Raw genomic sequence first — 22,246 nt, forward strand, 5'->3', positions numbered from 1 at the left:
CAGGGGATTATGCCGCATCACCGCGCCCCTTGAAACCCTGTGCGATCACATAAAGTTCGGGCGATCCCTTGCGGCTCGCCGGCGGCTTGGCGTGCTTGACCGTCGCGAAGTGGCGCTTGAGCTGCGTCAGCAGTTCACGGTCGGCGCCGCCCGCGAACACCTTGGCGACAAAGGCGCCGCCGGGCAGCAGATTCTGCACGGCGAAATCGGCCGCGGTTTCGGCCAGGCCGATCGTGCGCAGGTGATCGGTCTGCGGATGGCCTACGGTGTTCGCCGCCATGTCCGAAAGGACAAGGTCGGGAGCGCTGCCGAGCGCGGCGATCAAGGCATGGGGCGCCGCGTCGTCCATAAAATCCATTTCGAGGATCGCGACCCCCTCGATCGGCTCGCACGGCAAAAGGTCGATCCCTGCGACGCGCGCGCGCGGGTTCGTGTTGCGCACGACCTGCGACCAGCCGCCGGGTGTGATGCCGAGATCGACGACCGCGCGCGATTTTTTGAGGAAACCGAACTTCTCGTCGAGTTCAATCAGCTTATAGGCCGCGCGCGAGCGATAGCCTTCGGCCTGCGCGCGGCGGACATAGGGATCATTCAATTGCCGTTGCAGCCAGCGTGTCGACGACACGCTGCGCCTTTTTGCGGTCTTGACCCGCACATGCAGGCCGCCGCGACCGCCACCACTCTTGCCGCGCGCGCCGCTCATTTGCGATATTCGCGGCGGGTTACGGGAATGTCGCGCCCCTGCATCGCCAGCGTGCGCAAAATGCCCTCGCGGATGCCGCGGTCGGCGACGCCGACACGTGCCGCCGGCCAAAGGTCGATGATGCTTTCGAGGATCGCGCAGCCCGCGACGACCAGGTCGGCGCGCTCGCGGCCAATGCACGCGATTTCGGCGCGGTCCGCGATGCTCGCTTCGGCGAGGCGGCGGCTGATCGCGCGCATCGCCTCGCTGGGCACGACAAGGCCGTCGACCGCGCGGCGGTCGTATCGCGGCAGGTTCAGGAACACGCTGGCCAGCGTCGTCACCGTCCCGCTGGTGCCGAGCAGGCGCAGCGGCTGACCGGCAAAGGCCCCGGCGCGGTCGGCAAAGGCGGCAAAGGCCTGGCGCGTCACGTCGCGCATATGGGCATAGGCTGCCCGGCGTCCCTCCGTGCTGTCGTCGGGGAGCGGCGCATGTTCGGTCAGCGACACGACGCCCCACGGCACGCTGATCCAGTCGCGAATCTGGACGTCATGGTCCGACACCTCGACGCGCATCAGCTCGGTCGAGCCGCCGCCGATATCGAAGATCAGCGCGGGTCCGTCGCCAGGCTCCATCAGGTTATGGCAGCCGAGAACCGCGAGCCGGGCCTCTTCGGCGGCGGAGATGATGTCGAGCACGATCCCCGTTTCGCGGCGGACGCGCTCGGCCAGCTCGGCGCCGTTGCTCGCGCGGCGGCATGCTTCGGTCGCGACCGCGCGCGACAGCGAGACGTGGCGGCGGCGCAGCTTGTCGGCGCAGATCGCCAGCGCCGCGACGGTGCGGTCCATCGCGGCTTCGCTGATCCGTCCGCTATTGTGCAGCCCTTCGCCAAGGCGGACGATACGCGAAAAGGCGTCGATGACGACCAGCTCGCCGTCCTGCGGCCGGGCGATGAGCAGGCGGCAATTGTTGGTGCCGAGGTCGATTGCGGCATAGCTGCGCGGCCGCACGATCGGAATCGGTCGCCGGGGGGCGCTCGCCTTGTTCCGTCCTTTTGCCGCCGACCCGGGCCGCGGCGGTCGCCCTGATGGCGCTGCCATTTGCCGCATGGCTAGTATAACCTGTTCTGCTCACGCGCCCGCAGAACCGCGGGCGTGCACTTGTCGGCAAACCTAGGCGCGCACCGGGCCAATGGCAAGCGTCTCCTCCGGGGCGCCGCAGGCAGGCAAAACCCCGCCCGGCGCGAGGCCGGGGCGGGGCAAAGGAGGGACGGAAATTATTGGAGGTCGGGACTGCCTCTCGCGCGGCAGCCGTCATTCCCCGTCAGCGGCGGCAGCCGTCATTGCCTTTGTCGATCGCGCGGCCCGCGATGGCGCCAACGGCGCCGCCGATGATCGTGCCGACGGTCTTGTCGCCGCGCCCGGCGATTTCATGGCCGGCCAGGCCGCCCGCGATCGCGCCGATGATCGTGCCGCCGGTGCCCTTGTCGCACTGCCGATAATAACGGCGGTCGCCACGATAATAACGGCGGTCGTGGCGATAGTCGCGGCGGTCGTAGCGGCGATAGTCGCGATGGTCATAACGGCGGTCGTCGCGGTCATAGCCGCTGTAATAGCTCGAATAGCCGCCCTGGTCATAATAGCCGTTCTGCGCCGCGGCTGGTGTCGCCACGCCCAGCGTCACGGTGGACATCAGGGCGGCGATCGAGAGGGTCACCATCTTTTTCATCGTTATACTCCTGCTTTCGCGTTTGGCCCTTCGGGGCAGTGGTCGATGAAAGAGGTTCTGCCCGATTCGCATTGAGCGAAGCCTGAACGCGGCGGTCGGCTGGCGTTCAGCTTCGCCGTCGCGAAAGCCTTTCCTTTCGCGGTCCGGCGGCCTACGCCCCCGGCGATGCGCCGTCTGCTTGCCGCTGTCCTTGTTTTCGCTGCGCTTGGTCCGATGCCTGGCACGGCCGTGCGCTTTGCCGATGTCGACCTGTCGCAACGCGCCGTGGCGCGCCCGCTCGGCTTCGCTGCCGAAACCGCGGCGCCGATGCGCTTTGTGCGCGGCTGGCGCCTCGATAGTCCGAACAGCCGCTTCGGCGGGTTTTCCGCGCTGGCGCGGACGGAGCCGGGCCGCTTCCTGCTGGTCGGCGATAATGGCTATTGGACGCGTCTGACGTTCGATTCCCGCGGCGCGGTGTCGTCGGCGCGGATCGACGCGCTTCCCACAATCGACGGCCGCCCGGCGCGCAAGACGATGGCCGATGTCGAGGCGCTGGCCGTCCATCAGGCGGGCGGCACCGTCTGGCTCGCGCTGGAAGGGGTCAATCAGGTCTGGCGGCTCGATGCCGGGCTTGCGCGAATCGAATCGCGGCGCCGTCTGCCGCGCTGGCCCAGGAATCGCGGGGCCGAGGCCATGGTTCGGCTTGGTGACGGACGGACGATCCTTTTTTCCGAAGATGCCGACGACGATCCGCGCGGGCGCGAGGCGCTGCTCTATTCGGACGATCCGGCGGTGCCGGGAATGCCGCCGGTGCGCTTCTTCTATGACGCCGCCGGACGCGGTCTTGTCAGCGACGCGGCGCCGCTGCCCGACGGACGCATCCTGCTCGTCCACCGGCGGCTCGGTTTCGACCCCGTTTTCACGACGACCGTTTCCGTCCTCGATCCCGCCGACATCGCCCGCGACGGCGTCGTGCGCTCGCGGACGATCGGGCGTGTGCCGCGACCACTGGCCGAAAATTACGAGGGCGCGGCGGTATCGGTCGAGCGCGGCCGCACCTGGCTCTGGCTCGTCTCCGACGATAATTTCAACGTCTGGCAGCGCAGCCTGCTGCTCCAGTTCGAGCTCGTCGACCTGCCGCCCCGAAAAGCGCCACGCAGCAAAAAGGCCGCGCGGTAATCCGGCGGCCTCTTTGCGTCAGCAAAGCGGAAGCGTTCAGGCGGCCTTTTCGGCCAGCTTTTTCGCGACTTCCTTTTTGAGCTTGCGCGCATTCGCCGACAGCTGGTCGTCGCCGGCCTTCAGCAGCCAGTTGTCGAGGCCGCCATTATGCTCGACCGAACGCAGGCCGTGCGTCGACACGCGCAGCTTCACGCCCTTGCCCAGCGCGTCCGAGAGCAGCGTCACATTCTGCAGATTGGGCAGGAAGGTCCGCTTGGTCTTGTTGTTGGCGTGGCTGACATTGTGGCCAATCTGGCGGCCCTTGCCGGTCAGTTCGCAAATACGCGACATCGTTCTCGTCCTCACAAAATCTGGGCGGCGTGCCGGTGGGCGCCTGAAGCGCCACAGGGACCGGTTGGGCCGGGAAAGGCGCGCGCTTATCGGCTTGCAGGGGATTCGTCAAGCGATTAGCGGGGAAGCCATGGCGCAATTCCCGCTTCCCGAACCGATGCGCCGCGCGCTCGACCTCGCCCGCATCGCCGCCGAATGGGGCGAAGTGCCCGTCGGCGCGGTGATCGTCAAGGATGGCGCGATCATCGCCGAAGGTCACAACCGCCCGCGCGAATCGCACGATCCCACCGCGCACGCCGAAATCGTCGCGCTGCGCATGGCGGCGGCAAAGCTCGGGACCGACCGGCTGGGCGGCTGCGATCTCTATGTTACGCTGGAACCCTGCGCGATGTGTGCCGGCGCGATCGCGCACGCACGGATCGCGCGGCTCTATTATGGCGCTGACGATCCGAAGGGCGGCGCGGTCGTTCACGGCCCGCGCCTGTTCGCGCAATCGACGGTGCACCATCGACCGGAGATTTACGACGGCATCGGCGAAGGCGAAGCGGCGGCGCTGCTCCGGGATTTTTTCGCCGCGCGGCGGTGATTGCGGTGACGTCTGTTTCGGGGTGGGGAGCGGACCTTCCCTTATCCGTCATCCCGGCCTTCGCCGGGATGACGATTGAATAAAGGTCCGGAACCGGCCGAAACGCGGCATTTCAGTACGGCGTGGCTTCACCCGCCGAGCATCTCTTCGACCCATTCGGGCACCAGCCAGGTTGCGGGGCCGTGGCGCGCCTCGTCGAACCAGTGGCTGCCCTGGCTTGGTTCCATGTTGAGTTCGAGCGTGCGCGCGCCTGCCGCGCGTGCCTCGCGGACGAAGCCCGCGGCGGGATAGACCGCGCCCGACGTGCCGATCGACACGAACAGGTCGGCGCGATTGATGGCATGGTAAATCTCGTCCATCCGGTACGGCATCTCGCCGAACCAGACGACATCGGGACGCAGATAACCGGCGGCGCCGCACGCGGGACAGGCAGGCCGGTCGAGCAGCGGCGCGGTCCATGCGCTCCGCGTATCGCAACCGGTGCACCAGGCGTTCAGATGTTCGCCGTGCATGTGGATGAGCCGCCGCGCGCCCGCGCGTTCGTGCAGATCGTCGACATTCTGGGTGACGATCAGCAATTCGCCCGGCCATTCGGCATCGAGCCGCGCAAGCGCATGGTGCGCCGCATTGGGCTCTTTCGTCTGGATCGCCGCGCGCCGCATGTCGTAAAAGCGCAGCACGAGGTCGGGGTCGCGCGCGAAACCTTCGGGCGTGGCGACATCTTCGACGCGGTGCTGTTCCCACAGTCCGCCCGCGTCGCGAAACGTGTCGATGCCGCTTTCGGCCGAAACGCCGGCGCCGGTCAGGATGACGATATTCTGGATGGGGGGCACGCTAACTCCGTTCGTCCTGAGCTTGTCGAAGGACCGTTCTTCCTTCAAAGCGGCGGTTTAGCAAGGACGGCTCTTCGACAGGCTCGGGGCAAGCGGGGGTTTGGGTTTATGACCAGCATCGGCATCATCGGCAGCCAGGGACGCATGGGCGTTGCGCTCGCCGCGGCGATTTCCGAGGCGGGACAGCGCAGCTGCGGCGTCGACAAGGGCGGCAGTGTCGCGAAGCTCGCCGCAAGCGCCGACGTGCTCGTCGATTTCTCCTCGCCCACGGCGCTCGAAGCGACGCTCGACGCCTGCGTCGCGGCCGCCAAGCCGATCGTGATCGGCACGACCGGGCTCGAAGAGCGCCACCATTATCTGATCGACGACGCCGCGCGCGACATTGCGGTGCTCCAGACGGGCAACACCTCGCTCGGCGTCACGCTGCTCGCGCATCTGGTGCGCGAGGCGGCGGCGCGGCTCGACCCCGAATATGATATCGAGATCGTCGAGATGCACCACCGGAACAAGGTCGACGCACCGAGCGGCACCGCGCTGCTGCTGGGCGCGGCGGCGGCGGCGGGGCGCGGGATCAATCTTGCGACCTGTTCCGAACGCGGCCGCGATGGCCTCACCGGCGCGCGCGGGCATGGCAAGATCGGCTTTGCCAGCCTGCGCGGCGGGACGGTCGCGGGCGACCATGACGTGATCTTTGCAGGGCCGGAGGAGATGATCACCCTGTCGCACCGCGCCGAAAACCGCATGATCTTTGCCCGCGGCGCAGTGAAGGCGGCGCTGTGGCTGATCCATCAGAAGCCGGGGCGTTACACCATGCCGCAAGTATTGGGGCTGTGAGGCCCGGTGGTGGCGCCGGACCCGAACGGCCCGGCGCCCCCGACGGCTATTTGAACTTCAATTCGCGCAGCAGGAAGCTGCCCATGACGGTGCGATATTTGGCGCGGTCACCCGATTCCGCCGCCAGCTGCGTATCGGTACGCTTCATATAGTCGCGATAGGCCTGGTTGCGCCGTTCCTCCTCCGCGCCGTCGGGCATGCTGGCAAAGGTCACCGACAGATAAAGGTCGGGCTCGCCGGGGCGCGAGTTGAAATTGCTGTACACGGCATAATCGCTGATCCACCCTTGCGATTTCGCGAACTCCTGGGATTTTCGCCACTGATCGGCCAGAAAGGTGGCATATTGCATGCCGCCGCCGTCGGCGACGTCGATCATCGCCACTTCGGTGAAATTGCCGAGCGTGAACGGATAGTTCTGCGCCGATGCCCCCGTGGCGATTGCGCACGACGACAGGCCGGCCAAAATGGCCGTTTTCCACATTTTCAGCATTGTCTGGTCCTCCAACCCCGGCAGGGAGCCCCCTTGGTTCCCTTGCCCCGGTCCCCGGTGTCGACATCACGTCGGCGCCCAATACGGCGCGACTCGGCATCGAAGCGGCGAAAGGCTGCGCCCCTTGCGGTAAAGAGTCAAATGCGACGGCGTGGAAGTCGACCGGCAAAGGCGCTAGACCCTGTTTCAATCTCACTGAAACAGGGTCTAGGGATTGCGCGCGGCGCCCAGGCCGCGCGCCGGAGCCATGCGATGAAACGCAGCGACATCTTCGAATTCTACCGCCGCCTCGCCGAGCTCAACCCCAGCCCGGAGACCGAGCTGCAATTCGGCAATGTCTATCAGCTGCTCGTCGCGGTGGTGCTGTCGGCGCAGGCGACCGACGTCGGGGTGAACAAGGCGACGCGGCGGCTGTTCGAGGTGGTGAAGACGCCGCAGCAAATGGTCGAGCTGGGCGAAGAGGGGCTGAAACAGCATATCAGGACGATCGGGCTGTTCAACGCCAAGGCGAAGAATGTCATCGCGCTCAGCGAAATCCTGATCCGCGACCATGGCGGCGAAGTGCCCGCCGACCGCGATACGCTCACCCTGCTTCCCGGCGTCGGGCGCAAGACCGCCAATGTCGTGATGAACTGCGCCTTCGGGGCGGAAACCTTCGCGGTCGATACGCACATCTTCCGCGTCGGCAACCGCACCGGGCTGGCGCCGGGGAAAACGCCGCTGGCGGTCGAGAAAAGGCTGGAGAAGGACACGCCCGCGCCCTTTCGCGTCGGCGCGCATCACTGGCTGATCCTTCACGGGCGCTACATCTGCAAGGCGCGGACGCCCGAATGCTGGCGCTGTCCCGTCGCCGACCTTTGCCGGTACAAGCCGAAGACGCCGCCGCCGAAGGGAAAGGGCGGGGCGTAGGTTCGGCGCAGAAAGATATTCCGCGCACGGATATTGGCAAAAGAAAGGGCGCGAGAGTTTCTTCTCGCGCCCTTTTTCATACCCGCGAACGCCTTAGAAAGCGACTGTAAGCGTTCCGCTGACGGTGCGCGGCGCGCCGATCTGGGCGAACGGCGGCGATGAGCCCTGCGAGATCGACGTCGTATAACGGCCGACATAAAGCGTGTCGAACAGGTTGTAGACGTTGAGCTGGAAGAAGGTCTGGTCGTTAAGACCCAGGAATTCCAGGCCAAGACGCGCATCAAGATTGACGAGCCAATAGGCGTCCGTCTTCGCCGGGTACACCTCGTTCCCGCCGATCACGATCGGCAGGTTCGTGTCGTAAATATACCGACCACCCGTGCGCTTGGCTGTTACGCCGAGTTCGACCGGGCCCAGCGTGCCGCGGGCCGACCCACCAAAGGTATAGGCAGGAGCGCCCGATTCGCGCTTGCCGGCGGTCGGAATAAAGCTGTTGCCGCCCGACTGGACGTCGTCCTTGATTTCCGATTCGAGATACGAACCGAAGGCATAGAGTGCCAGCTCGGGAAGCGGCTGCCACGCAATACTGCCGTCGATGCCATATTTGTCGACGCGACCGAGGTTCCGATAAAGGTTGCGATCGGTGACCGGGTCATATGCCGAGGCAAGACGATTGTCATATTTGGTGAACCAGCCTGAAACCTGCGCCTGCACCTGTCCGGTGCGATAACGGACGCCGAGGTCGAAATTGTCGGTCGTTTCGGGTTCCGGACGCGCCGAAGGCGTATCCGGGGCGAAGAAGAAGGCATTGTACAGGGCGTCGGTGCCCGGGACCTGCAGACCCTTCGAATAATTGGCGAAGATCGAGAACTGGTTGCTCGCCCTGAACAGCAGCCCGACGTTCGGCAGGATGTCATCATACTTCAGAACGCGCTGCTGGGGTCCCTGGACGGTCGGATTGGCGGCGGCGTAGGTTGCATTGCGCGGGTCGCCTTGGCCGAAACAGTCGACAAATCCCGTATCGCTCGTCGTGAAGCAGAAATTGTTGAGGTCGCGCTTGAAGAAAGGTGCGCGGATGCCGAGTGTGGCAACGAGCGACCCATCCATGAATTCGCCGCGATACTCGCCCGATACCTGCGACAGAATCGCATAGGACAGGCGATCGCGCTTCTGAAGCACGGCGCCGGTTACGTCGGTGAGCGGATCGTTGATCGGGAAGACATCGACCGGCTCGCCGTTCAGGTGAAGGCTGCCGACCTGACCGGTCTGGCGATGCCGGGCGCGGTCATAGGTGAAGCCCACGCGGACGCTGTGCTCGTCGTTGATGTCCCAGCGCAGGTTGGCAATCACGCCATAGCGGTGCGTCTGCGTCTGGCTGGGCGCCGTCATGGTGACTTCGTCGAGCAGGTCGCCGTCGCCGTTCAAGTCCATCCCGAAATAGGGGCGACCGCCGATATAGCCCGACAGTCCGTTCTGCAGGCGCTCACGCGCATTGACCGTGCCGCCGCCATTGGCCTTCACATATTGATAGCTCGGGTCGACCGTCAGCACGACGCCTTCGGCGAGCGTGAAGCGCGATGCGCCGCGGATATTACCGGTGTTCGAGGGATTGTAGCGACGATCGAACTCGGTGCCGCAACCGTTGGTCAGGTCGGCGACGCCTGGCCGTGCGACGGTACTCACCGTGCACGGATAATTGATGTCATATTCGCGCTCGTCCTTCGCCTGCGGGAAACCCGACGGGACGGCACGATCGAAACGCAGCGGCAGCGAACCGAAGAAATTGTTCCGGTTCTCGTTATAATGGCCGGCGATCGAAACGAAGTCGCCATTGTCGCCGATGGGTTGCCAGACGCGCGCATTATATTGTTGCTTGTCGACAACGCCGTAATTGTTGAAGGGATTGTCGTTCGACGCGGTCGAAGCGGCAATAAAGGCGCGCGTGCCCCAGGGGGTGAAGACGCCGGTGTCGACCATGCCGAAAATGCGGAAGAATTTATACTCGCCGGCCGAGCCCGATAGGCGGACGCCGAATTCCTCGCCCGGCGTGCGCGTGCGATAGTTGACGGTCGAGCCCGTCGCCGCTGCGGTCGGGCTGTCGACATCGGTGGTGCCGAGGTTGACGTTGACCTGCTCGATCAGCTCGGGATCGAGCTGCTGGTTGGAATAAATGGCATAGTTGCCCGAATCGTTGAGCGGAACGCCGTCGAAGGTCAGGCTGATGCGATCTTCCGAAAAACCGCGAATCGAAAGCTGGCCGCCGGACGAGCCGTAGGCGTCATTGTTGGTGAAGACGACGCCGGGAACCAGGTTGATCGTGTCGAGAATGGTCTGGCCCGGGTTCTGGCGGGCGATGACTTCCTGGCCCAGGACGGACTTCGCTTTCGACGTGTCGGGCGACTGGATGCCGGCGACGTCGGTCGCGCGGGCACCGGTCACAACAATCTCGTCGTCGAAGTCGACCGAGCCTGTCGACTGGGCAAAGGCCGGGGTAGAAAGCAGCGCGACCGGAAGCAGCGCGACGCCGGCGGTGAGCGTTTGACGGAATTTCATGTCAGGATGTCCCCTTTTGATGCGATCGGCAGGCGCACGACAAGGGGCGCGCCAGAACCTGCGAGCGCCCCTGAAGCCCGCATGTGGCACGATTGTGACAGCAATTGTTACAGTGCAAGCGGCGAGCCGTACGCGCGGCACGCGGGAGTCGAAAAACCCCCGATTTTCGTCACGCGTCCGATCTTATCCACAGGCGTCGATGCGTTTTTCGCGGCAACTGTTGCTGCAATGCAACATCATGGTCGCGCGCATGCGGCCGCGCGCGACTCGGATCAGGCTGCGTCGCCCGCCGCTTCCTTCGCCTTGTCGGCATAAACGCGCACCGGATCCTTGCGGCCTTCGACGACATCCTTGTCGACGACGATCTCGACGACATCGGTGAGGTCGGGCAGGTCGAACATGGTGTCGAGCAGGATCGCCTCGACGATCGAGCGCAGTCCGCGCGCACCGGTCTTGCGTTCGATCGCCTTTTTGGCGACCGCGACCAGCGCGTCGTCGGTGAAGGTCAGCGCGACCTCCTCCAGGTCGAACAGCTTCTTATACTGCTTGACCAGCGCATTCTTGGGCTCGCCCAGAATCTTGACCAGCGCGTCGACGTCCAGATCCTCGAGCGTCGCGATGACCGGCAGGCGGCCGACGAATTCGGGGATCAGGCCGAACTTCAGCAGATCCTCCGGCTCGATCTGTTTCAGCACTTCGCCCGCGCGGCGCTCGTCGGGGCCGGCGACATGCGCGCCGAAACCGATCGACTTGCCCTGCAGGCGGTCGCCGATGATCTTTTCGAGGCCGGCGAAGGCGCCGCCCGCGATGAACAGGATGTTGGTCGTGTCGACCTGCAGGAACTCCTGCTGCGGATGCTTGCGCCCGCCCTGCGGCGGCACGCTCGCGGTCGTGCCCTCCATCAGCTTCAGGAGCGCCTGCTGCACGCCTTCGCCCGACACGTCGCGGGTGATCGAGGGATTTTCGGCCTTGCGGCTGATCTTGTCGATTTCGTCGATATAGACGATGCCGCGCTGCGCCTTTTCGACATTATAGTCGGATGATTGCAGCAGCTTGAGGATGATGTTCTCGACATCCTCGCCGACATAGCCCGCCTCGGTCAGCGTCGTCGCGTCGGCCATTGTGAAAGGCACGTCGAGGAAGCGCGCGAGCGTCTGCGCGAGCAAAGTCTTGCCGCTGCCGGTCGGGCCGACAAGCAGGATGTTCGACTTGGCAAGCTCTACATCCTCGCCGCGGCCGCTGTTCGCCAGCCGCTTGTAGTGATTGTGGACCGCGACCGACAGGACGCGCTTCGCCTTGTTCTGGCCGATCACATAGGCGTCGAGATGCTGGCAGATTTCGAGCGGCGTCGGCACCGCGCCATCCTTGCGCGCGGCGACCCCGCCCTTGATCTCTTCGCGGATGATGTCGTTGCACAGCTCGACGCATTCGTCGCAGATGAACACGGTCGGCCCGGCAATCAGCTTGCGGACTTCATGCTGCGACTTGCCGCAGAAGGAGCAGTAAAGAGTGCTCTTGCTGTCCGAGCCGCTCAATTTCGTCATAAATCATCCTTTGGCGGGCGCCAGAAGGGCGCTGCCATCCTTATCCTAGCCCCCGGCCACCCAATTACAATATGGCAATTGGGTGACATCGGTTCAATGTTCCGCCTAGCGCCAAGGCGCCAAGCGAGCGTCAAGAAACAGGGTTACTATTGTCCGTCACCCGGACTTGATCCAGGGTGACGAGGGTGTTGTGTCAGGGCGTCGGGCCTTCGCTCACATCCTTGGGCGCGTCGTCGCCGGGCAGGCCGGGGCGGCGGTCATAGACATGATCGACGATGCCGAACTCCTTGGCCTCGTCGGCTTCGAGGAAAGTGTCGCGGTCCATCGCCTTCTCAATGTCTTTCAGCGATTTGCCGGTATATTTGACATAAAGGTCGTTCATCCGCTTGCGGATGCGCAGGATTTCCTTGGCCTGGATTTCGATGTCCGACGCCATGCCGCGCGCGCCGCCCGACGGCTGGTGGACCATCACGCGCGCGTTGGTCAGCGCGACGCGCATTCCGGGCTCGCCGGCGGCGAGCAGGAAGCTGCCCATCGACGCCGCCTGGCCGATGCAGACGGTGCCGACGCGCGGGCGGATATATTGCATCGTGTCGTGGATCGCCATGCCCGCCGTGACGACGCCGCCCGGCGAGTTGATGTACATATAGATGTCCTTCTTCGGATTCTCCGATTCGAGGAACAGGAGCTGCGCGACGATCAGCGAGGCCATCTGATCCTCGACCTCGCCCGTCACAAAGACGATCCGTTCGCGCAGCAGGCGCGAGAAGATGTCGAAGCTGCGTTCGCCGCGGCTCGTCTGCTCGACGACGACGGGAACAAGGGCGGCGAGCGGGTCGATCATGCGAATGAATCCTTGTCGATTATCGGGTTGCCCGGCCGAGGACCGGCGGGTTGCCCCTCCGGCGCCCTACATCGGCGTCAAGCGGAGTTGTTTCAAGGGGGCAAAAAAAGGGGCGGGATGTCCCGCCCCGGCATGGTGTCGGTTCGTGGCGATCAGTCGCCTTCGCCCGGTTCGGGCGAGAAGAACTTCTCGAACTTGCCTTCGACGCCCTTATATTCGTCGGCGTCGGCGGGGCTGTCCTTCTTGACCGTGATGTTCGGCCATTCGGCGCTGAACTTGCTGTTCACTTCCAGCCATTTTTCGAGGCCGCTCTCGGTGTCGGGCAGGATCGCCTCGGCGGGGCATTCGGGTTCGCACACGCCGCAGTCGATGCATTCATTGGGGTTGATGACGAGCATATTCTCGCCCTCATAGAAACAGTCGACGGGGCACACCTCGACACAGTCCATATATTTGCACCGCACGCAGGCATCGGTGACGACATAGGTCATGGGCTTCCGGCTCCCTCAAGTGACGCCAAACGGTCGGTCACACACTCATATTGGCTCGCCTCTATGCCGCTGAAAGGCGGTGCGTCAACGCTAAGCGACAGTTGCGAATCACTCTCACTGGTTAGCGCGCCCCGCCGCCCCGGCGTGCAAAGCATTTCCATCATCGCCGATAGCCGCTGGCTCGGCATTGACGGCGAGCCGGACGTAGCAGCTCTGCGCTTCGGTCGCCGGGCCGCGGCGCAGCGGCAGCGAGACGAGGCGGATCACCTCGATCCGTTCGCCGACCGGCAGCACGAGCGTTGCGCCCGCATGGACGGCGCACGACGAACGCGAGACGCGACGCCCATCCAGCCGGATATGCCCCGCGGCGACCATCGCCTGCGCGACGCTGCGCGAGCGGGCGAAGCGCAGGAACCACAGCAGCTTGTCGAGCCGGATGCTGCCTGCGGCGCCGGGGCTGGCCATCCGTGCGTCAGTCCTTGCGCGCGTCGGCGAGCAGCGCGGCGAGACCCGCGAAGGGGCTGTTGGGCGACGGCCCGCGCCGGTCGGACCGGTCGCGCCGCAGCGGGTGCGGGGCGTCGGGCCGGGGCTGGCCGGGCTTGCCGCGTTTCGCCTTCGCCGCCTTGGCCGGCGCCCGCCGTGCGTCGCCGTTGACAGCGCCTTGCGGCGGGGCATCGGCACCGCTCCGCCGCTGCTTGCGCCGGGGCCGCTTGTCGGCAGCCTTGCGCAGCCCCGACCAGCGCCAGCGCTGCAAGGCCGGCTCACCTACGCTGCGGAAACCGAAACTGCCGAGCAGCGCGCGGCGCGTTTCCTCGTCGAGCCCGAGCGAGGTGGCGAGCGCAGGATCGATCACGAAGCCCGGCGGCGGCGCGCCGAGCGCTTCTTCGCCGACCTCGTCGTGATGATGGTCGCCGCCGCCAATCGGCGCGGTCGGCGGCGCCGCTGCCTGCATCCGCGCGGCATGCGCCTGTCGCGCGAGCTTTTCGGCCATGTCGATCCGCAGCCAGCCCGACGCGCAGCGGCGAAACCCCGCGGTGGTCAGCCCGGCCTGGCTGCCGCTCTTCTGGAGCACCGCGCCGTGCGGCGGCAGCGGCGGGATCGCGCTTCCCTGCTGCGCCGCGATCAGCGCCGCCCGCCAGCGCACCGCCTCGGGTTTGAGCAGCTGGGGATGAAAAATGTCGAGCGAGCCGATGGTGAGGCCCAGCTTGCGCAGCAGTGGCCGTTCGTCGGCGGTCAGCGCATTGAGCTGCTCCTCGACCACCGCGCGGCCGATCGTGCCGCTGTTGTCGGTGAGCGCGGCGAGCAGCGCGCGGACGCGCGGCGGGGTGAACAGGTCGCCCGCCGCCTCGCCCATCGCGGCAAGCGGCGCGGCGTGGCGCGCGAGCTGGCTGGCGACAAAGCGCTGGAGCCGATCGGCCATCGCCTGCACCTGTGCGGGTTCGAGCCGACGCAGCGACGGGTCGAGCTGGATCGTCGGCTGCACCAGCGTCGGGCCGCGGGCGAGCGTGGCGATCACATGGCCGTGCCAGGCGAGTCGCGGCGCGCTTCCCGCATCGGCGACGAGCGACAGCGCGGCGTCGTCGCCTTCGGCCAGCGCGGTGGCGCGGCGCGCCAGCTCGCCGCGCAAATGCTTTTCGGCCGCGGCAAGCAGCATCCGGTGATCGCTCGCCTTGGCTATCGGATCGACCTTGAACTGAAAGCCGTTGAGCGTCCCGATCGCCTCGCCATCGACCGCGACCGTGCCGTCGGCGCCGACCGCGACGGGCAGGCTGTTGCCGCGCTGCCCCGCGTCGCGCAGCAGCAGCGCGAGGCGCCGGTCGACGAAGCGTTGCGCGAGCGCGGAATGCAATGCGTCGGAAAGGCGCGATTCGAGCGCCTGCGTCGCCTCGGCCCAGCCCGCGCCGCCCGCGATCCAGTCGCCGCGCTGCGCGATGAAGCAAAGCGTGCGCACGGCGGCGATGCGGCTCGCGAGCTGGTCGATATCGCCCTCGACATCGTCGAGCCGCGCAAGCCGCCGCGCGAACCAGTCAGGGTCGATCATCCCGTCGCCGCTGGTGCGCCATTGCCAGAGCCTGAACACGGTGCGGCTGTGGTGCTCAGCGCCCAATTGCTCGAAATCGGGAAGGCCGCACACATCCCAGAGGCGCTGAACGGCGTCGAAATCGCTCCCGCGCGCGCGCACCTCCATGTCGCCCGCGAGATGTTTGAGCACGGCGAGGTCGACCGCTTCGGGCGCGGGACGCAGTCCCGGCTGCGTCGGCGGCTGCGCCAGGTCGGCGAGCAGCTGGTCGAGCGAGCCGAAGCGCGGATTGGGCTCGCGCCAGAACAGGCTCGGCACCGGCGGGAAATGATGCCCCTCGATCGCCGCGACTTCTTCGGGGGTGAAGCCGCCCTGCGGCAGTCCGACGGTGCCGAAGCTGCCGTCCTGCTGGTGACGCCCCGCGCGGCCCGCGATCTGAGCCATCTCGGCGACCGTCAGGCGGCGCAGGCGGCGGCCGTCGAACTTCTGCAAGGACGCAAAGGCCACATGGCGCACATCGAGGTTCAGCCCCATGCCGATCGCGTCGGTGGCGACGAGATAATCGACCTCGCCCGCCTCGAACATCGCGACCTGGGCGTTGCGGGTACGCGGCGAAAGCGCGCCCATGACGACGGCGGCGCCGCCCGAAAAGCGGCGCAGCATCTCGGCGATCGCATAGACTTCCTCGGCCGAGAAAGCGACGACCGCCGATCGTTTGGGAAGGCGCGACAGCTTCGACGATCCGGCATAGCTCAGGGTCGAAAAGCGCGGCCGGGTGATGATTTCGGCCTCCGGGACCAGATCGCGGACCAGCCCGCGAATGCTCGCCGATCCGAGAATCATCGTTTCCTCGCGCCCGCGCGCGCGCAGCAGCCGGTCGGTGAAGACGTGCCCGCGTTCCGGATCGGCGCCGAGCTGTGCTTCGTCGATGCCGACGAAGGCGACATCGCGCTCTACCGGCAGGGCTTCCATGGTGCCGAGCAGGTAGCGCGCCTGCGCCGGCATGATCCGTTCCTCGCCGGTGATCAGCGCAACTTCGGCGGCGCCCTTGATCGCCACGACGCGGTCATAGACCTCGCGCGCCAGCAATCGCAGCGGAAAGCCGATCATGCCGCTCGCATGGGCGGTCAGGCGCTCGACCGCCAAATGGGTTTTGCCGGTGTTGGTGGGGCCAAGGACAGCCTTGACCGGCTGGGAGAAGGAGGGCGTCATTGTCTTGGCTCCAAGCTGGCATGGGCGCGCGCGCGGCGCAACAGGCGATCGTCGAAGCGATCGCTTTCCCCTCCCCCTCGAAGGGGGAGGCCGCGAGCCCCGGATCAGGTCCGGGGCGCAGCGGAGGGCGCGCGGTTTCGGCCTGCCGCGACGGTACAAGGACGCGCCATCACCCCCATCCAGCTTCGCCTGCTCGCTTCGTGACAAGGCTATGTATCCTTCCCCGGCAAGGAGGAAGGGCGACCGGGACGCGTGCATAATATCCCGGTGGCATACCGGTCCGTCGCAACGCGGGACGCTGTTCGACCCATTAAATTGACTTTAACGACCTTTCTTTACACACGATCCTTCGATACTATCTTTCGGCAGCCAGTGCGAAGGGGGGCTGCCGGGCGGGGGTTGCATTTTGTTCCAGCGTCACGAACCCATCGCGGGGATGTCCGGCAATGCGGCCGCCCTGACGATGTCGCAGGCGATCCCGCTGCGGCGCGCGGCGTCCGATTCGCCCGACTCGCTGGGCTGGCGCGACCGTCTGGCGCAGCTCGACCTTGTTCCTGACCTTGGCAGCAACATCGGATCGGCCGAATGGTGGCGCGGACTGGCCACGCTCACCCTGCTCTGCGGAACCGCAATAGCGACCTTTCCGGGCGTCCGCCCGCTGACGGTGACGACCACCCCGGCGCTCGACGCCGCCGATTTCAACGAAGCGCGCGGCCAGATGATCGTCCCGCTGGCCTTCGGGGGTGATACGGGGCGCCACATGGCGGCGACCGATGCGGTCCGCCCGCTTGCCCAGACCCCCGAACGACCGCAGATCGAGCTCACCGCCACCCTGGGCCGTGGCGACAGTTTCGCGCGCGTGCTCGAACGTTCGGGCGTCGGCAGCGTCGAGGCACGGGCGATCGCCGACAAGGTGTCGGGGGCGGTGCCGCTCACCGACATCGCGCCGGGAACGCGCATCGACCTGATCCTCGGCCGCCGTGCGGCGCGCACCATGCCGCGCCCGGTCGACGCGCTGGCGATGCGCGCGCGCTTCGACCTGCGCATCGAAATGGAACGTGTCGGCGGCCAGTTGGTGCTGCGACCTATCCCGATCGCGGTCGATGCGACGCCGCTGCGTGTTCGCGGACGGGTTGGCGACAGCCTTTATCGCTCGGCGCGCGCCGCGGGGGCGCCGCCGCAAGCGATTCAGTCCTATCTGCGCGTCATCGGCCAGCAGATTTCGGTCGGCAGCGACATTCAGGCAAGCGACGAATATGACATCATCGTCGAGCACCGCCGTGCCGAAACGGGCGAAAGCGAAACCGGCAAGCTGCTTTATGCAGGGTTGATCCGCGGCGGCAGGCCCAAGGTTTCGATGCTTGAATGGCGGGCGGGCGGACGCTCGCAATGGTTCGAGGCGTCGGGCGTGGGGCAACAGCGTGGCGGCATGGCACGACCCACCAACGGCCGAATCACATCGACCTTCGGGATGCGCCGCCACCCGATCCTCGGCTATCGGCGGATGCACAGCGGTATAGACTTCGCCGGCGGCTATGGCGCGCCCATCTATGCCGTGACCGACGGCGTCGTGACGATGGCGGGGCGCAACGGCGGCTATGGCAATTATGTCCGGCTCAACCATGGCAATGGCCTCGGCACCGGCTATGGTCATATGAGCCGCATCGCGGTGCGGCCGGGCCAGCGCGTCAGCCGCGGTCAGGTGATCGGCTATATCGGCTCGACCGGCCTGTCGACCGGTCCGCACCTTCATTATGAGCTCTATCGCAACGGCCGCGCGGTCAATCCGTCGTCGGTAACCTTCGTGACCCGTGCGTTGCTCGAAGGGAAGGAACTTGCCGCCTTCCGCGCCCGCATCCGCGAACTGACCGCGATCGCGCCCGGCGCCGCGCTGGCGCCGATAGCGCCCAAGCAGGTCGAGGGGCCGAAGCTTGGCAGCCTCGCCGACGTGGCGTCGAAGCGGGCGGGTGAGGGTATTTGACCCTGAGACTGAACATCCCCTAATCCCGTTTGTGTCGAGCGAAGTCGAGACACCCATCGGCGTAGCGCCACCCCAATGGGCATCTCGACTTCGACCAAAGGTCGAAGTTTATCCTGAGCGCCTGCCAAGGCAGTCGAAGGGCTCGATGCGAACGGCAAAAGGGTTTGTCGGGCCTGCCAATATCCATTTGCCCTGCGCCGCCGCGCCGCTATGCACCCGGCATGACCCATGCCGCTTTTCCCGACCTGCGCCTGCGCCGCACCCGCCGCACCCGCTGGAGCCGTGCGATGGTGCGCGAAACGCATCTGTCGCCCGCGAACCTCATCTGGCCGCTGTTCGTGTGCGACGGCACCGGCGCCGAGGAGCCGGTCGCGAGCCTGCCCGGCGTGTCGCGCTGGTCAATCGACCGGCTTGTCGATCGTGCAAGGGAGGCCGCGGCCGCGGGCATTCCGTGCCTCGCGCTCTTTCCCTATACGCAGCCCGACCGGCGCGGCGAGGATGGCGGCGAGGCGCTCAATCCCGACAATCTCATGTGCCGCGCGACCGCCGCGATCAAGGATGCGCTCGGCGACGACATCGGCGTCCTCACCGACGTCGCGCTCGACCCCTATACCAGCCACGGGCAGGACGGGCTGGTCGATGACACGGGTTATGTGCTCAACGACGAAACGGTCGCGGTGCTGGTGGGGCAGGCGCTCAACCAGGCGCGCGCGGGCGCCGACATCATCGCGCCCAGCGACATGATGGACGGCCGCGTCGGCGCGATCCGCGAGGCGCTGGAGGCCGAAGGTTTCGGGCATGTCCAGATCATGAGCTATGCCGCCAAATATGCCTCGGCCTTCTATGGCCCGTTCCGCGATGCCGTGGGCTCGCGCGGCCTTTTGAAGGGCGACAAGAAGACGTACCAGATGGACCCCGCGAACAGCGAGGAAGCGCTGCGCGAGGTGGCGCAGGATCTGGCCGAAGGCGCCGACAGCGTGATGGTCAAGCCCGGCCTGCCCTATCTCGACATCGTGCGCGCGGTGAAGGAGCATTTCGCGGTGCCCGTCTACGCCTATCAGGTGTCGGGCGAATATGCGATGATCGAGGCGGCGGCCGCGGCGGGCGCGGGCGATCGCGATGCGCTGGTGCTCGAAACCCTGCTCGCCTTCCGCCGCGCCGGGGCGTCGGGGGTGCTCAGCTATCATGCGCTCCACGCGGCGCGGCTGCTCGGCGCCTGATGTCGTGACCAACACCGCATCGCCACGGCGCTGGCTGTTCGTGCTGACGATCCTCGTCGGCAGCTTCCTGCTTTTCCTCGTGCAGCCGATGGTCGCGCGGATGGTGCTGCCCAGGCTGGGCGGCGCCCCCGCCGTTTGGAACAGCGCGATGCTCGTCTATCAGGCGCTGCTGCTCGGCGGCTATGCCTATGCGCATTGGCTCGGGCGCTTCGCCGTGCGGCGGCAGGCGATGATCCATCTCGCGCTCTTTCTGGTCGCCGCGCTGTGGCTGCCCATCGGCATCGCCGTGATCGCGCCGCCGGGGCCGGGGCAGGAAGCGTTGTGGGTGCCGCTCCTGCTCTTCGCGTCGATCGGGCCGGTGTTTTTCGTGGTCTCGGCGCAGGCGCCGCTGATGCAGCGCTGGTTCGCCGCCGATCCGCAAGCGGGTGATCCCTATTATCTCTATGCCGCCTCGAACCTCGGCAGTTTCGCGGGGCTTCTCAGCTACCCGGCGCTCGTCGAGCCCAATATGCCGCTCGCGGTGCAAAGCTGGGGCTGGACCGGCGGCTATGCGCTGCTGCTGCTGCTCGTCGCCGGGGCGGCGGCGGCGCGTTGGCGCGGCGGCGCCGAAAGCCATGCCCCGGCGGAAACCGCCGAACCGCGCCCGACGCTCCGCCGCCAGCTTCACTGGCTGCTCATCGCGGCGGTGCCCTCGGGGCTGATGCTGTCGACGACGACGCACCTCACCACCGACATCGTCGCCATGCCCCTGCTCTGGGTGCTGCCGCTCGGCCTCTATCTGCTCAGCTTCGTCATCGCCTTTTCGCGCCTCGAACGGCCGACCGAGATCGTCACGCTGATCGCGCCGGTCATATTGCTCGCGATCGGCGGGCTGGGGCTGCTGAGTTCGGGCGGCGGGTCGATGACGGTCGCGCTGGCCAGCCTCGCGATGCTCTTCATCGTCGCGGTGGCGCTCCACGGCTATCTCTATTTCCTGCGCCCCGCGCCGCAGCATCTGACGCTCTTCTACCTTCTCATGTCGGCGGGCGGCGTGCTCGGCGGGCTGTTTGCGGCGCTCGTCGCGCCGCTGCTGTTCGACTGGGTGTATGAGCATCCGCTGCTGATCCTCGCAGCGGCGATGCTGCTGCCGCTGCCCGCCCTGCTCCCGTGGGACAAATGGCTGGGGCTGGAAGCAAGGACCGCAGGCGGCATCGCGGCGCTGCTCGTCGCGCTTGCCGCCTTTGCCGCCTGGCACATGGTCGACAACTGGGCGGGCCGTGCCGATGGCGACGTGGCGCCGTGGGGCATTGCGATCTTTGTCATCGGCATTCTCGTGACCGGCTGGCGCTGGGCCTATGTGGCGGTTCTCGCGCTGCTGATGATCGGCGTCGGCGGCTGGGACACGATCCAGGAAAGCTTCACCGGCGCGCGCGTGCGCAGCTATTTCGGCGTCTATACGGTCACCGACTATCCGCACGCCAACCAGCGCCGCCTCGCGCATGGCACGACGCTGCACGGGCTCCAGCGCACCGATGCCGCGCGCCGCCGCGACCCGACCACCTATTATGGCCCGCAATCGGGCGTGGGCCTGACGCTGGCGCAGGCCGAGGCGCTCGCGGGTCCGAACGCCGCGATCGGCATCGTCGGGCTGGGCGCGGGCACGCTCGCCTGCTACCGGCGGCCGGGGCAGGACTGGACGATCTTCGAGATCGACCCGGTGATGATCGACATCGCGCGCGACCCGGAAAAATTCACCTTCCTGTCCGATTGCGCGCCCGACGCGGCGATCGTGATCGGCGACGCGCGGCTTCAGCTCGCGAGCCAGCCGCCGGGGCGCTTCGACATCGTCGTCATCGACGCCTTTTCGTCCGACGCGATCCCGCTGCACCTGCTGACCAGCGAGGCGATCGGCATCTATGCGCGCGCGATGAAGCCGGGCGGCATATTGCTCGTCCATATCTCGAACCGCTTTTTCGGGCTTGAACCCGTGCTCGCGGCCGAGGCGAAGGCGCGCGGCTGGAGCGCGGCGATCCGCATGGACCCCGGCCCCGCGAGCGGCAGCGACTATGACGATCTGACCGCGTCGAACTGGGTCGCGCTGACCGCGACACCCGCCCGGATGCGGCAACTCACCGGCGGCGTCCGCCCACGTGATCAGGCCTTTGCCGAAGGCGCCTGGGTGCCGCTGGAGGCGCGCGCAGGGTTCGAACGCTGGACCGACGATTATGCCTCGACGCTGCCGGTCCTTATCTGGAAGAATATCATCGGAGGTCGCGACGAATGAACGATGTCAGCATCATCAGCGTCAATGGCAAGACGCCGCAGATCGACCCCAGCGCCTTCATCGCGCCCGGCTGCCGGATTATCGGTGACGTGACGATCGGACCCGACGTCAGCATCTGGTATAATTGCGTGCTGCGCGCCGACGTCAGCCGCATCGTCGTCGGCGCGCGGTCGAACATCCAGGACGGCAGCGTCGTTCACTGCGACGGCCCGATGCCACACCGGCCCGAGGGTTTTCCGACGATCATCGGCGAGGATGTGCTGATCGGCCATATGGCGATGGTGCATGGCTGCACGCTCGCCGACCGGGCGTTCGTCGGGCTGAAAGCGACGGTGATGAACGGGTGCCGTATCGGCAGCGACGCGATGCTGGCGGCGGGGGCGCTGCTCACCGAGAATAAGGAAATCCCCGATCGCGAACTCTGGGCCGGATCGCCCGCGCGGCGGGTGCGCGAGATCGACGAGAGCCAGGCCGCGGGGATGCAGCTGGGCGTCGCGCATTATGTGATGAACGGACGGCTGCACAAGGCGGCGATAGCGGCGATAGAAGAATGATCGTCGCCCCCGCC

20 protein-coding genes are annotated in these 22,246 nt (G+C 66.6%); 8 read left to right on the top strand and 12 right to left on the bottom strand.

Annotated elements, in window-relative coordinates; genetic code table 11:
* Positions 1-7 precede the first annotated feature (7 nt).
* From SPYCA_RS16840 to SPYCA_RS16850, 3 genes are all read right to left on the bottom strand, one after another.
* Complete coding sequence (locus SPYCA_RS16840; RefSeq protein ID WP_120221881.1) at positions 8-703, bottom strand: RlmE family RNA methyltransferase; 696 nt, start codon at positions 701-703, stop codon at positions 8-10.
* A complete protein-coding gene (locus SPYCA_RS16845; protein ID WP_120221882.1) occupies positions 700-1,791 on the bottom strand; it encodes a Ppx/GppA phosphatase family protein in 1,092 nt (363 codons plus the stop codon). Before SPYCA_RS16845 ends, SPYCA_RS16840 begins: the two co-directional genes overlap by 4 nt.
* Before the next feature lie 214 nt (positions 1,792-2,005).
* Positions 2,006-2,410 carry a glycine zipper 2TM domain-containing protein gene (locus tag SPYCA_RS16850; RefSeq protein WP_120221883.1) on the bottom strand — a complete coding sequence of 135 codons (405 nt, stop codon included), beginning with the start codon at positions 2,408-2,410 and terminating at the stop codon, positions 2,006-2,008.
* A gap of 213 nt (positions 2,411-2,623) precedes the next feature.
* Between SPYCA_RS16850 and SPYCA_RS16855 the strand changes: the two genes are divergently transcribed.
* Positions 2,624-3,568 carry an esterase-like activity of phytase family protein gene (locus SPYCA_RS16855; RefSeq protein WP_232003388.1) on the top strand — a complete coding sequence of 315 codons (945 nt, stop codon included), beginning with the start codon at positions 2,624-2,626 and terminating at the stop codon, positions 3,566-3,568.
* Between the two features lie 36 nt (positions 3,569-3,604).
* On the opposite strand, the gene rpmB is transcribed toward SPYCA_RS16855, so the two are convergent.
* A complete protein-coding gene (gene rpmB, locus SPYCA_RS16860; RefSeq protein WP_120221885.1) occupies positions 3,605-3,898 on the bottom strand; it encodes a 50S ribosomal protein L28 in 294 nt (97 codons plus the stop codon).
* A gap of 130 nt (positions 3,899-4,028) precedes the next feature.
* On the opposite strand from rpmB, the gene tadA reads away from it, so the two are divergent.
* Positions 4,029-4,484: a tRNA adenosine(34) deaminase TadA gene (tadA, locus tag SPYCA_RS16865; protein WP_120221886.1), complete on the top strand. Its 456-nt coding sequence runs from the start codon at positions 4,029-4,031 to the stop codon at positions 4,482-4,484.
* Between the two features lie 128 nt (positions 4,485-4,612).
* Here the strand turns inward: tadA and SPYCA_RS16870 are convergent, their stop codons facing one another.
* Entirely contained in the window at positions 4,613-5,317 is a 705-nt protein-coding gene (locus SPYCA_RS16870) for an NAD-dependent deacylase (protein WP_120222410.1), read from the bottom strand.
* Positions 5,318-5,425: 108 nt separating this feature from the next.
* On the opposite strand from SPYCA_RS16870, the gene dapB reads away from it, so the two are divergent.
* Positions 5,426-6,151 (top strand): 4-hydroxy-tetrahydrodipicolinate reductase, encoded by a 726-nt coding sequence (dapB, locus tag SPYCA_RS16875; protein ID WP_120221887.1) that lies wholly within the window; start codon positions 5,426-5,428, stop codon positions 6,149-6,151.
* A 46-nt stretch (positions 6,152-6,197) separates the two neighbouring features.
* Here dapB and SPYCA_RS16880 read toward each other — a convergent pair whose 3' ends face one another.
* Positions 6,198-6,632, bottom strand: coding sequence for a hypothetical protein (locus tag SPYCA_RS16880; protein WP_232003390.1), 435 nt, complete (start codon positions 6,630-6,632; stop codon positions 6,198-6,200).
* Positions 6,633-6,893: 261 nt separating this feature from the next.
* Between SPYCA_RS16880 and nth the strand changes: the two genes are divergently transcribed.
* Positions 6,894-7,550, top strand: coding sequence for an endonuclease III (gene nth / locus SPYCA_RS16885; RefSeq protein WP_120221889.1), 657 nt, complete (start codon positions 6,894-6,896; stop codon positions 7,548-7,550).
* Between the two features lie 93 nt (positions 7,551-7,643).
* Here the strand turns inward: nth and SPYCA_RS16890 are convergent, their stop codons facing one another.
* The 6 genes from SPYCA_RS16890 to SPYCA_RS16915 all read right to left on the bottom strand — a co-directional run bounded on the left by SPYCA_RS16890 (position 7,644) and on the right by SPYCA_RS16915 (position 16,214).
* Positions 7,644-10,103: a TonB-dependent receptor gene (locus SPYCA_RS16890; protein ID WP_120221890.1), complete on the bottom strand. Its 2,460-nt coding sequence runs from the start codon at positions 10,101-10,103 to the stop codon at positions 7,644-7,646.
* A gap of 272 nt (positions 10,104-10,375) precedes the next feature.
* Complete coding sequence (gene clpX, locus SPYCA_RS16895; protein WP_011543013.1) at positions 10,376-11,647, bottom strand: ATP-dependent Clp protease ATP-binding subunit ClpX; 1,272 nt, start codon at positions 11,645-11,647, stop codon at positions 10,376-10,378.
* A 193-nt stretch (positions 11,648-11,840) separates the two neighbouring features.
* A complete protein-coding gene (gene clpP, locus SPYCA_RS16900) occupies positions 11,841-12,491 on the bottom strand; it encodes an ATP-dependent Clp endopeptidase proteolytic subunit ClpP (protein WP_120221891.1) in 651 nt (216 codons plus the stop codon).
* A gap of 152 nt (positions 12,492-12,643) precedes the next feature.
* Entirely contained in the window at positions 12,644-12,982 is a 339-nt protein-coding gene (fdxA, locus tag SPYCA_RS16905) for a ferredoxin FdxA (RefSeq protein ID WP_120221892.1), read from the bottom strand.
* A 114-nt stretch (positions 12,983-13,096) separates the two neighbouring features.
* Entirely contained in the window at positions 13,097-13,447 is a 351-nt protein-coding gene (locus SPYCA_RS16910) for an RNA-binding S4 domain-containing protein (protein WP_120221893.1), read from the bottom strand.
* 7 nt (positions 13,448-13,454) lie between these two features.
* Complete coding sequence (locus SPYCA_RS16915; RefSeq protein WP_120221894.1) at positions 13,455-16,214, bottom strand: helicase-related protein; 2,760 nt, start codon at positions 16,212-16,214, stop codon at positions 13,455-13,457.
* A gap of 436 nt (positions 16,215-16,650) precedes the next feature.
* On the opposite strand from SPYCA_RS16915, the gene SPYCA_RS16920 reads away from it, so the two are divergent.
* The 4 genes from SPYCA_RS16920 (at position 16,651) to SPYCA_RS16935 (ending at position 22,232) form a co-directional block, all read left to right on the top strand.
* On the top strand, positions 16,651-18,195 hold the full coding sequence (locus SPYCA_RS16920) for a M23 family metallopeptidase (RefSeq protein WP_120222411.1): 1,545 nt from the start codon (positions 16,651-16,653) through the stop codon (positions 18,193-18,195).
* A 221-nt stretch (positions 18,196-18,416) separates the two neighbouring features.
* Complete coding sequence (gene hemB / locus SPYCA_RS16925; protein ID WP_120221895.1) at positions 18,417-19,415, top strand: porphobilinogen synthase; 999 nt, start codon at positions 18,417-18,419, stop codon at positions 19,413-19,415.
* A 4-nt stretch (positions 19,416-19,419) separates the two neighbouring features.
* On the top strand, positions 19,420-21,678 hold the full coding sequence (locus tag SPYCA_RS16930; RefSeq protein WP_120222412.1) for a spermidine synthase: 2,259 nt from the start codon (positions 19,420-19,422) through the stop codon (positions 21,676-21,678).
* Positions 21,675-22,232 carry a gamma carbonic anhydrase family protein gene (locus SPYCA_RS16935; protein WP_120221896.1) on the top strand — a complete coding sequence of 186 codons (558 nt, stop codon included), beginning with the start codon at positions 21,675-21,677 and terminating at the stop codon, positions 22,230-22,232. Before SPYCA_RS16930 ends, SPYCA_RS16935 begins: the two co-directional genes overlap by 4 nt.
* Positions 22,233-22,246 lie beyond the last annotated feature (14 nt).

Source organism: Sphingopyxis sp. FD7 (assembly GCF_003609835.1).
GTDB lineage: Bacteria > Pseudomonadota > Alphaproteobacteria > Sphingomonadales > Sphingomonadaceae > Sphingopyxis.

Bases quoted from the DNA above. Each gene is read 5' to 3' on its own strand.
- SPYCA_RS16840 (WP_120221881.1), bottom strand. From the start codon at position 703: ATGAGCGGCGCGCGCGGCAAGAGTGGTGGCGGTCGCGGCGGCCTGCAT.
- SPYCA_RS16845 (WP_120221882.1), bottom strand. From the start codon at position 1,791: ATGCGGCAAATGGCAGCGCCATCAGGGCGACCGCCGCGGCCCGGGTCG.
- SPYCA_RS16850 (WP_120221883.1), bottom strand. From the start codon at position 2,410: ATGAAAAAGATGGTGACCCTCTCGATCGCCGCCCTGATGTCCACCGTG.
- SPYCA_RS16855 (WP_232003388.1), top strand. From the start codon at position 2,624: ATGCCTGGCACGGCCGTGCGCTTTGCCGATGTCGACCTGTCGCAACGC.
- rpmB (WP_120221885.1), bottom strand. From the start codon at position 3,898: ATGTCGCGTATTTGCGAACTGACCGGCAAGGGCCGCCAGATTGGCCAC.
- tadA (WP_120221886.1), top strand. From the start codon at position 4,029: ATGGCGCAATTCCCGCTTCCCGAACCGATGCGCCGCGCGCTCGACCTC.
- dapB (WP_120221887.1), top strand. From the start codon at position 5,426: ATGACCAGCATCGGCATCATCGGCAGCCAGGGACGCATGGGCGTTGCG.
- SPYCA_RS16880 (WP_232003390.1), bottom strand. From the start codon at position 6,632: ATGTGGAAAACGGCCATTTTGGCCGGCCTGTCGTCGTGCGCAATCGCC.
- nth (WP_120221889.1), top strand. From the start codon at position 6,894: ATGAAACGCAGCGACATCTTCGAATTCTACCGCCGCCTCGCCGAGCTC.
- SPYCA_RS16890 (WP_120221890.1), bottom strand. From the start codon at position 10,103: ATGAAATTCCGTCAAACGCTCACCGCCGGCGTCGCGCTGCTTCCGGTC.
- clpX (WP_011543013.1), bottom strand. From the start codon at position 11,647: ATGACGAAATTGAGCGGCTCGGACAGCAAGAGCACTCTTTACTGCTCC.
- clpP (WP_120221891.1), bottom strand. From the start codon at position 12,491: ATGATCGACCCGCTCGCCGCCCTTGTTCCCGTCGTCGTCGAGCAGACG.
- fdxA (WP_120221892.1), bottom strand. From the start codon at position 12,982: ATGACCTATGTCGTCACCGATGCCTGCGTGCGGTGCAAATATATGGAC.
- SPYCA_RS16910 (WP_120221893.1), bottom strand. From the start codon at position 13,447: ATGGCCAGCCCCGGCGCCGCAGGCAGCATCCGGCTCGACAAGCTGCTG.
- SPYCA_RS16915 (WP_120221894.1), bottom strand. From the start codon at position 16,214: ATGACGCCCTCCTTCTCCCAGCCGGTCAAGGCTGTCCTTGGCCCCACC.
- SPYCA_RS16920 (WP_120222411.1), top strand. From the start codon at position 16,651: ATGTCCGGCAATGCGGCCGCCCTGACGATGTCGCAGGCGATCCCGCTG.
- hemB (WP_120221895.1), top strand. From the start codon at position 18,417: ATGACCCATGCCGCTTTTCCCGACCTGCGCCTGCGCCGCACCCGCCGC.
- SPYCA_RS16935 (WP_120221896.1), top strand. From the start codon at position 21,675: ATGAACGATGTCAGCATCATCAGCGTCAATGGCAAGACGCCGCAGATC.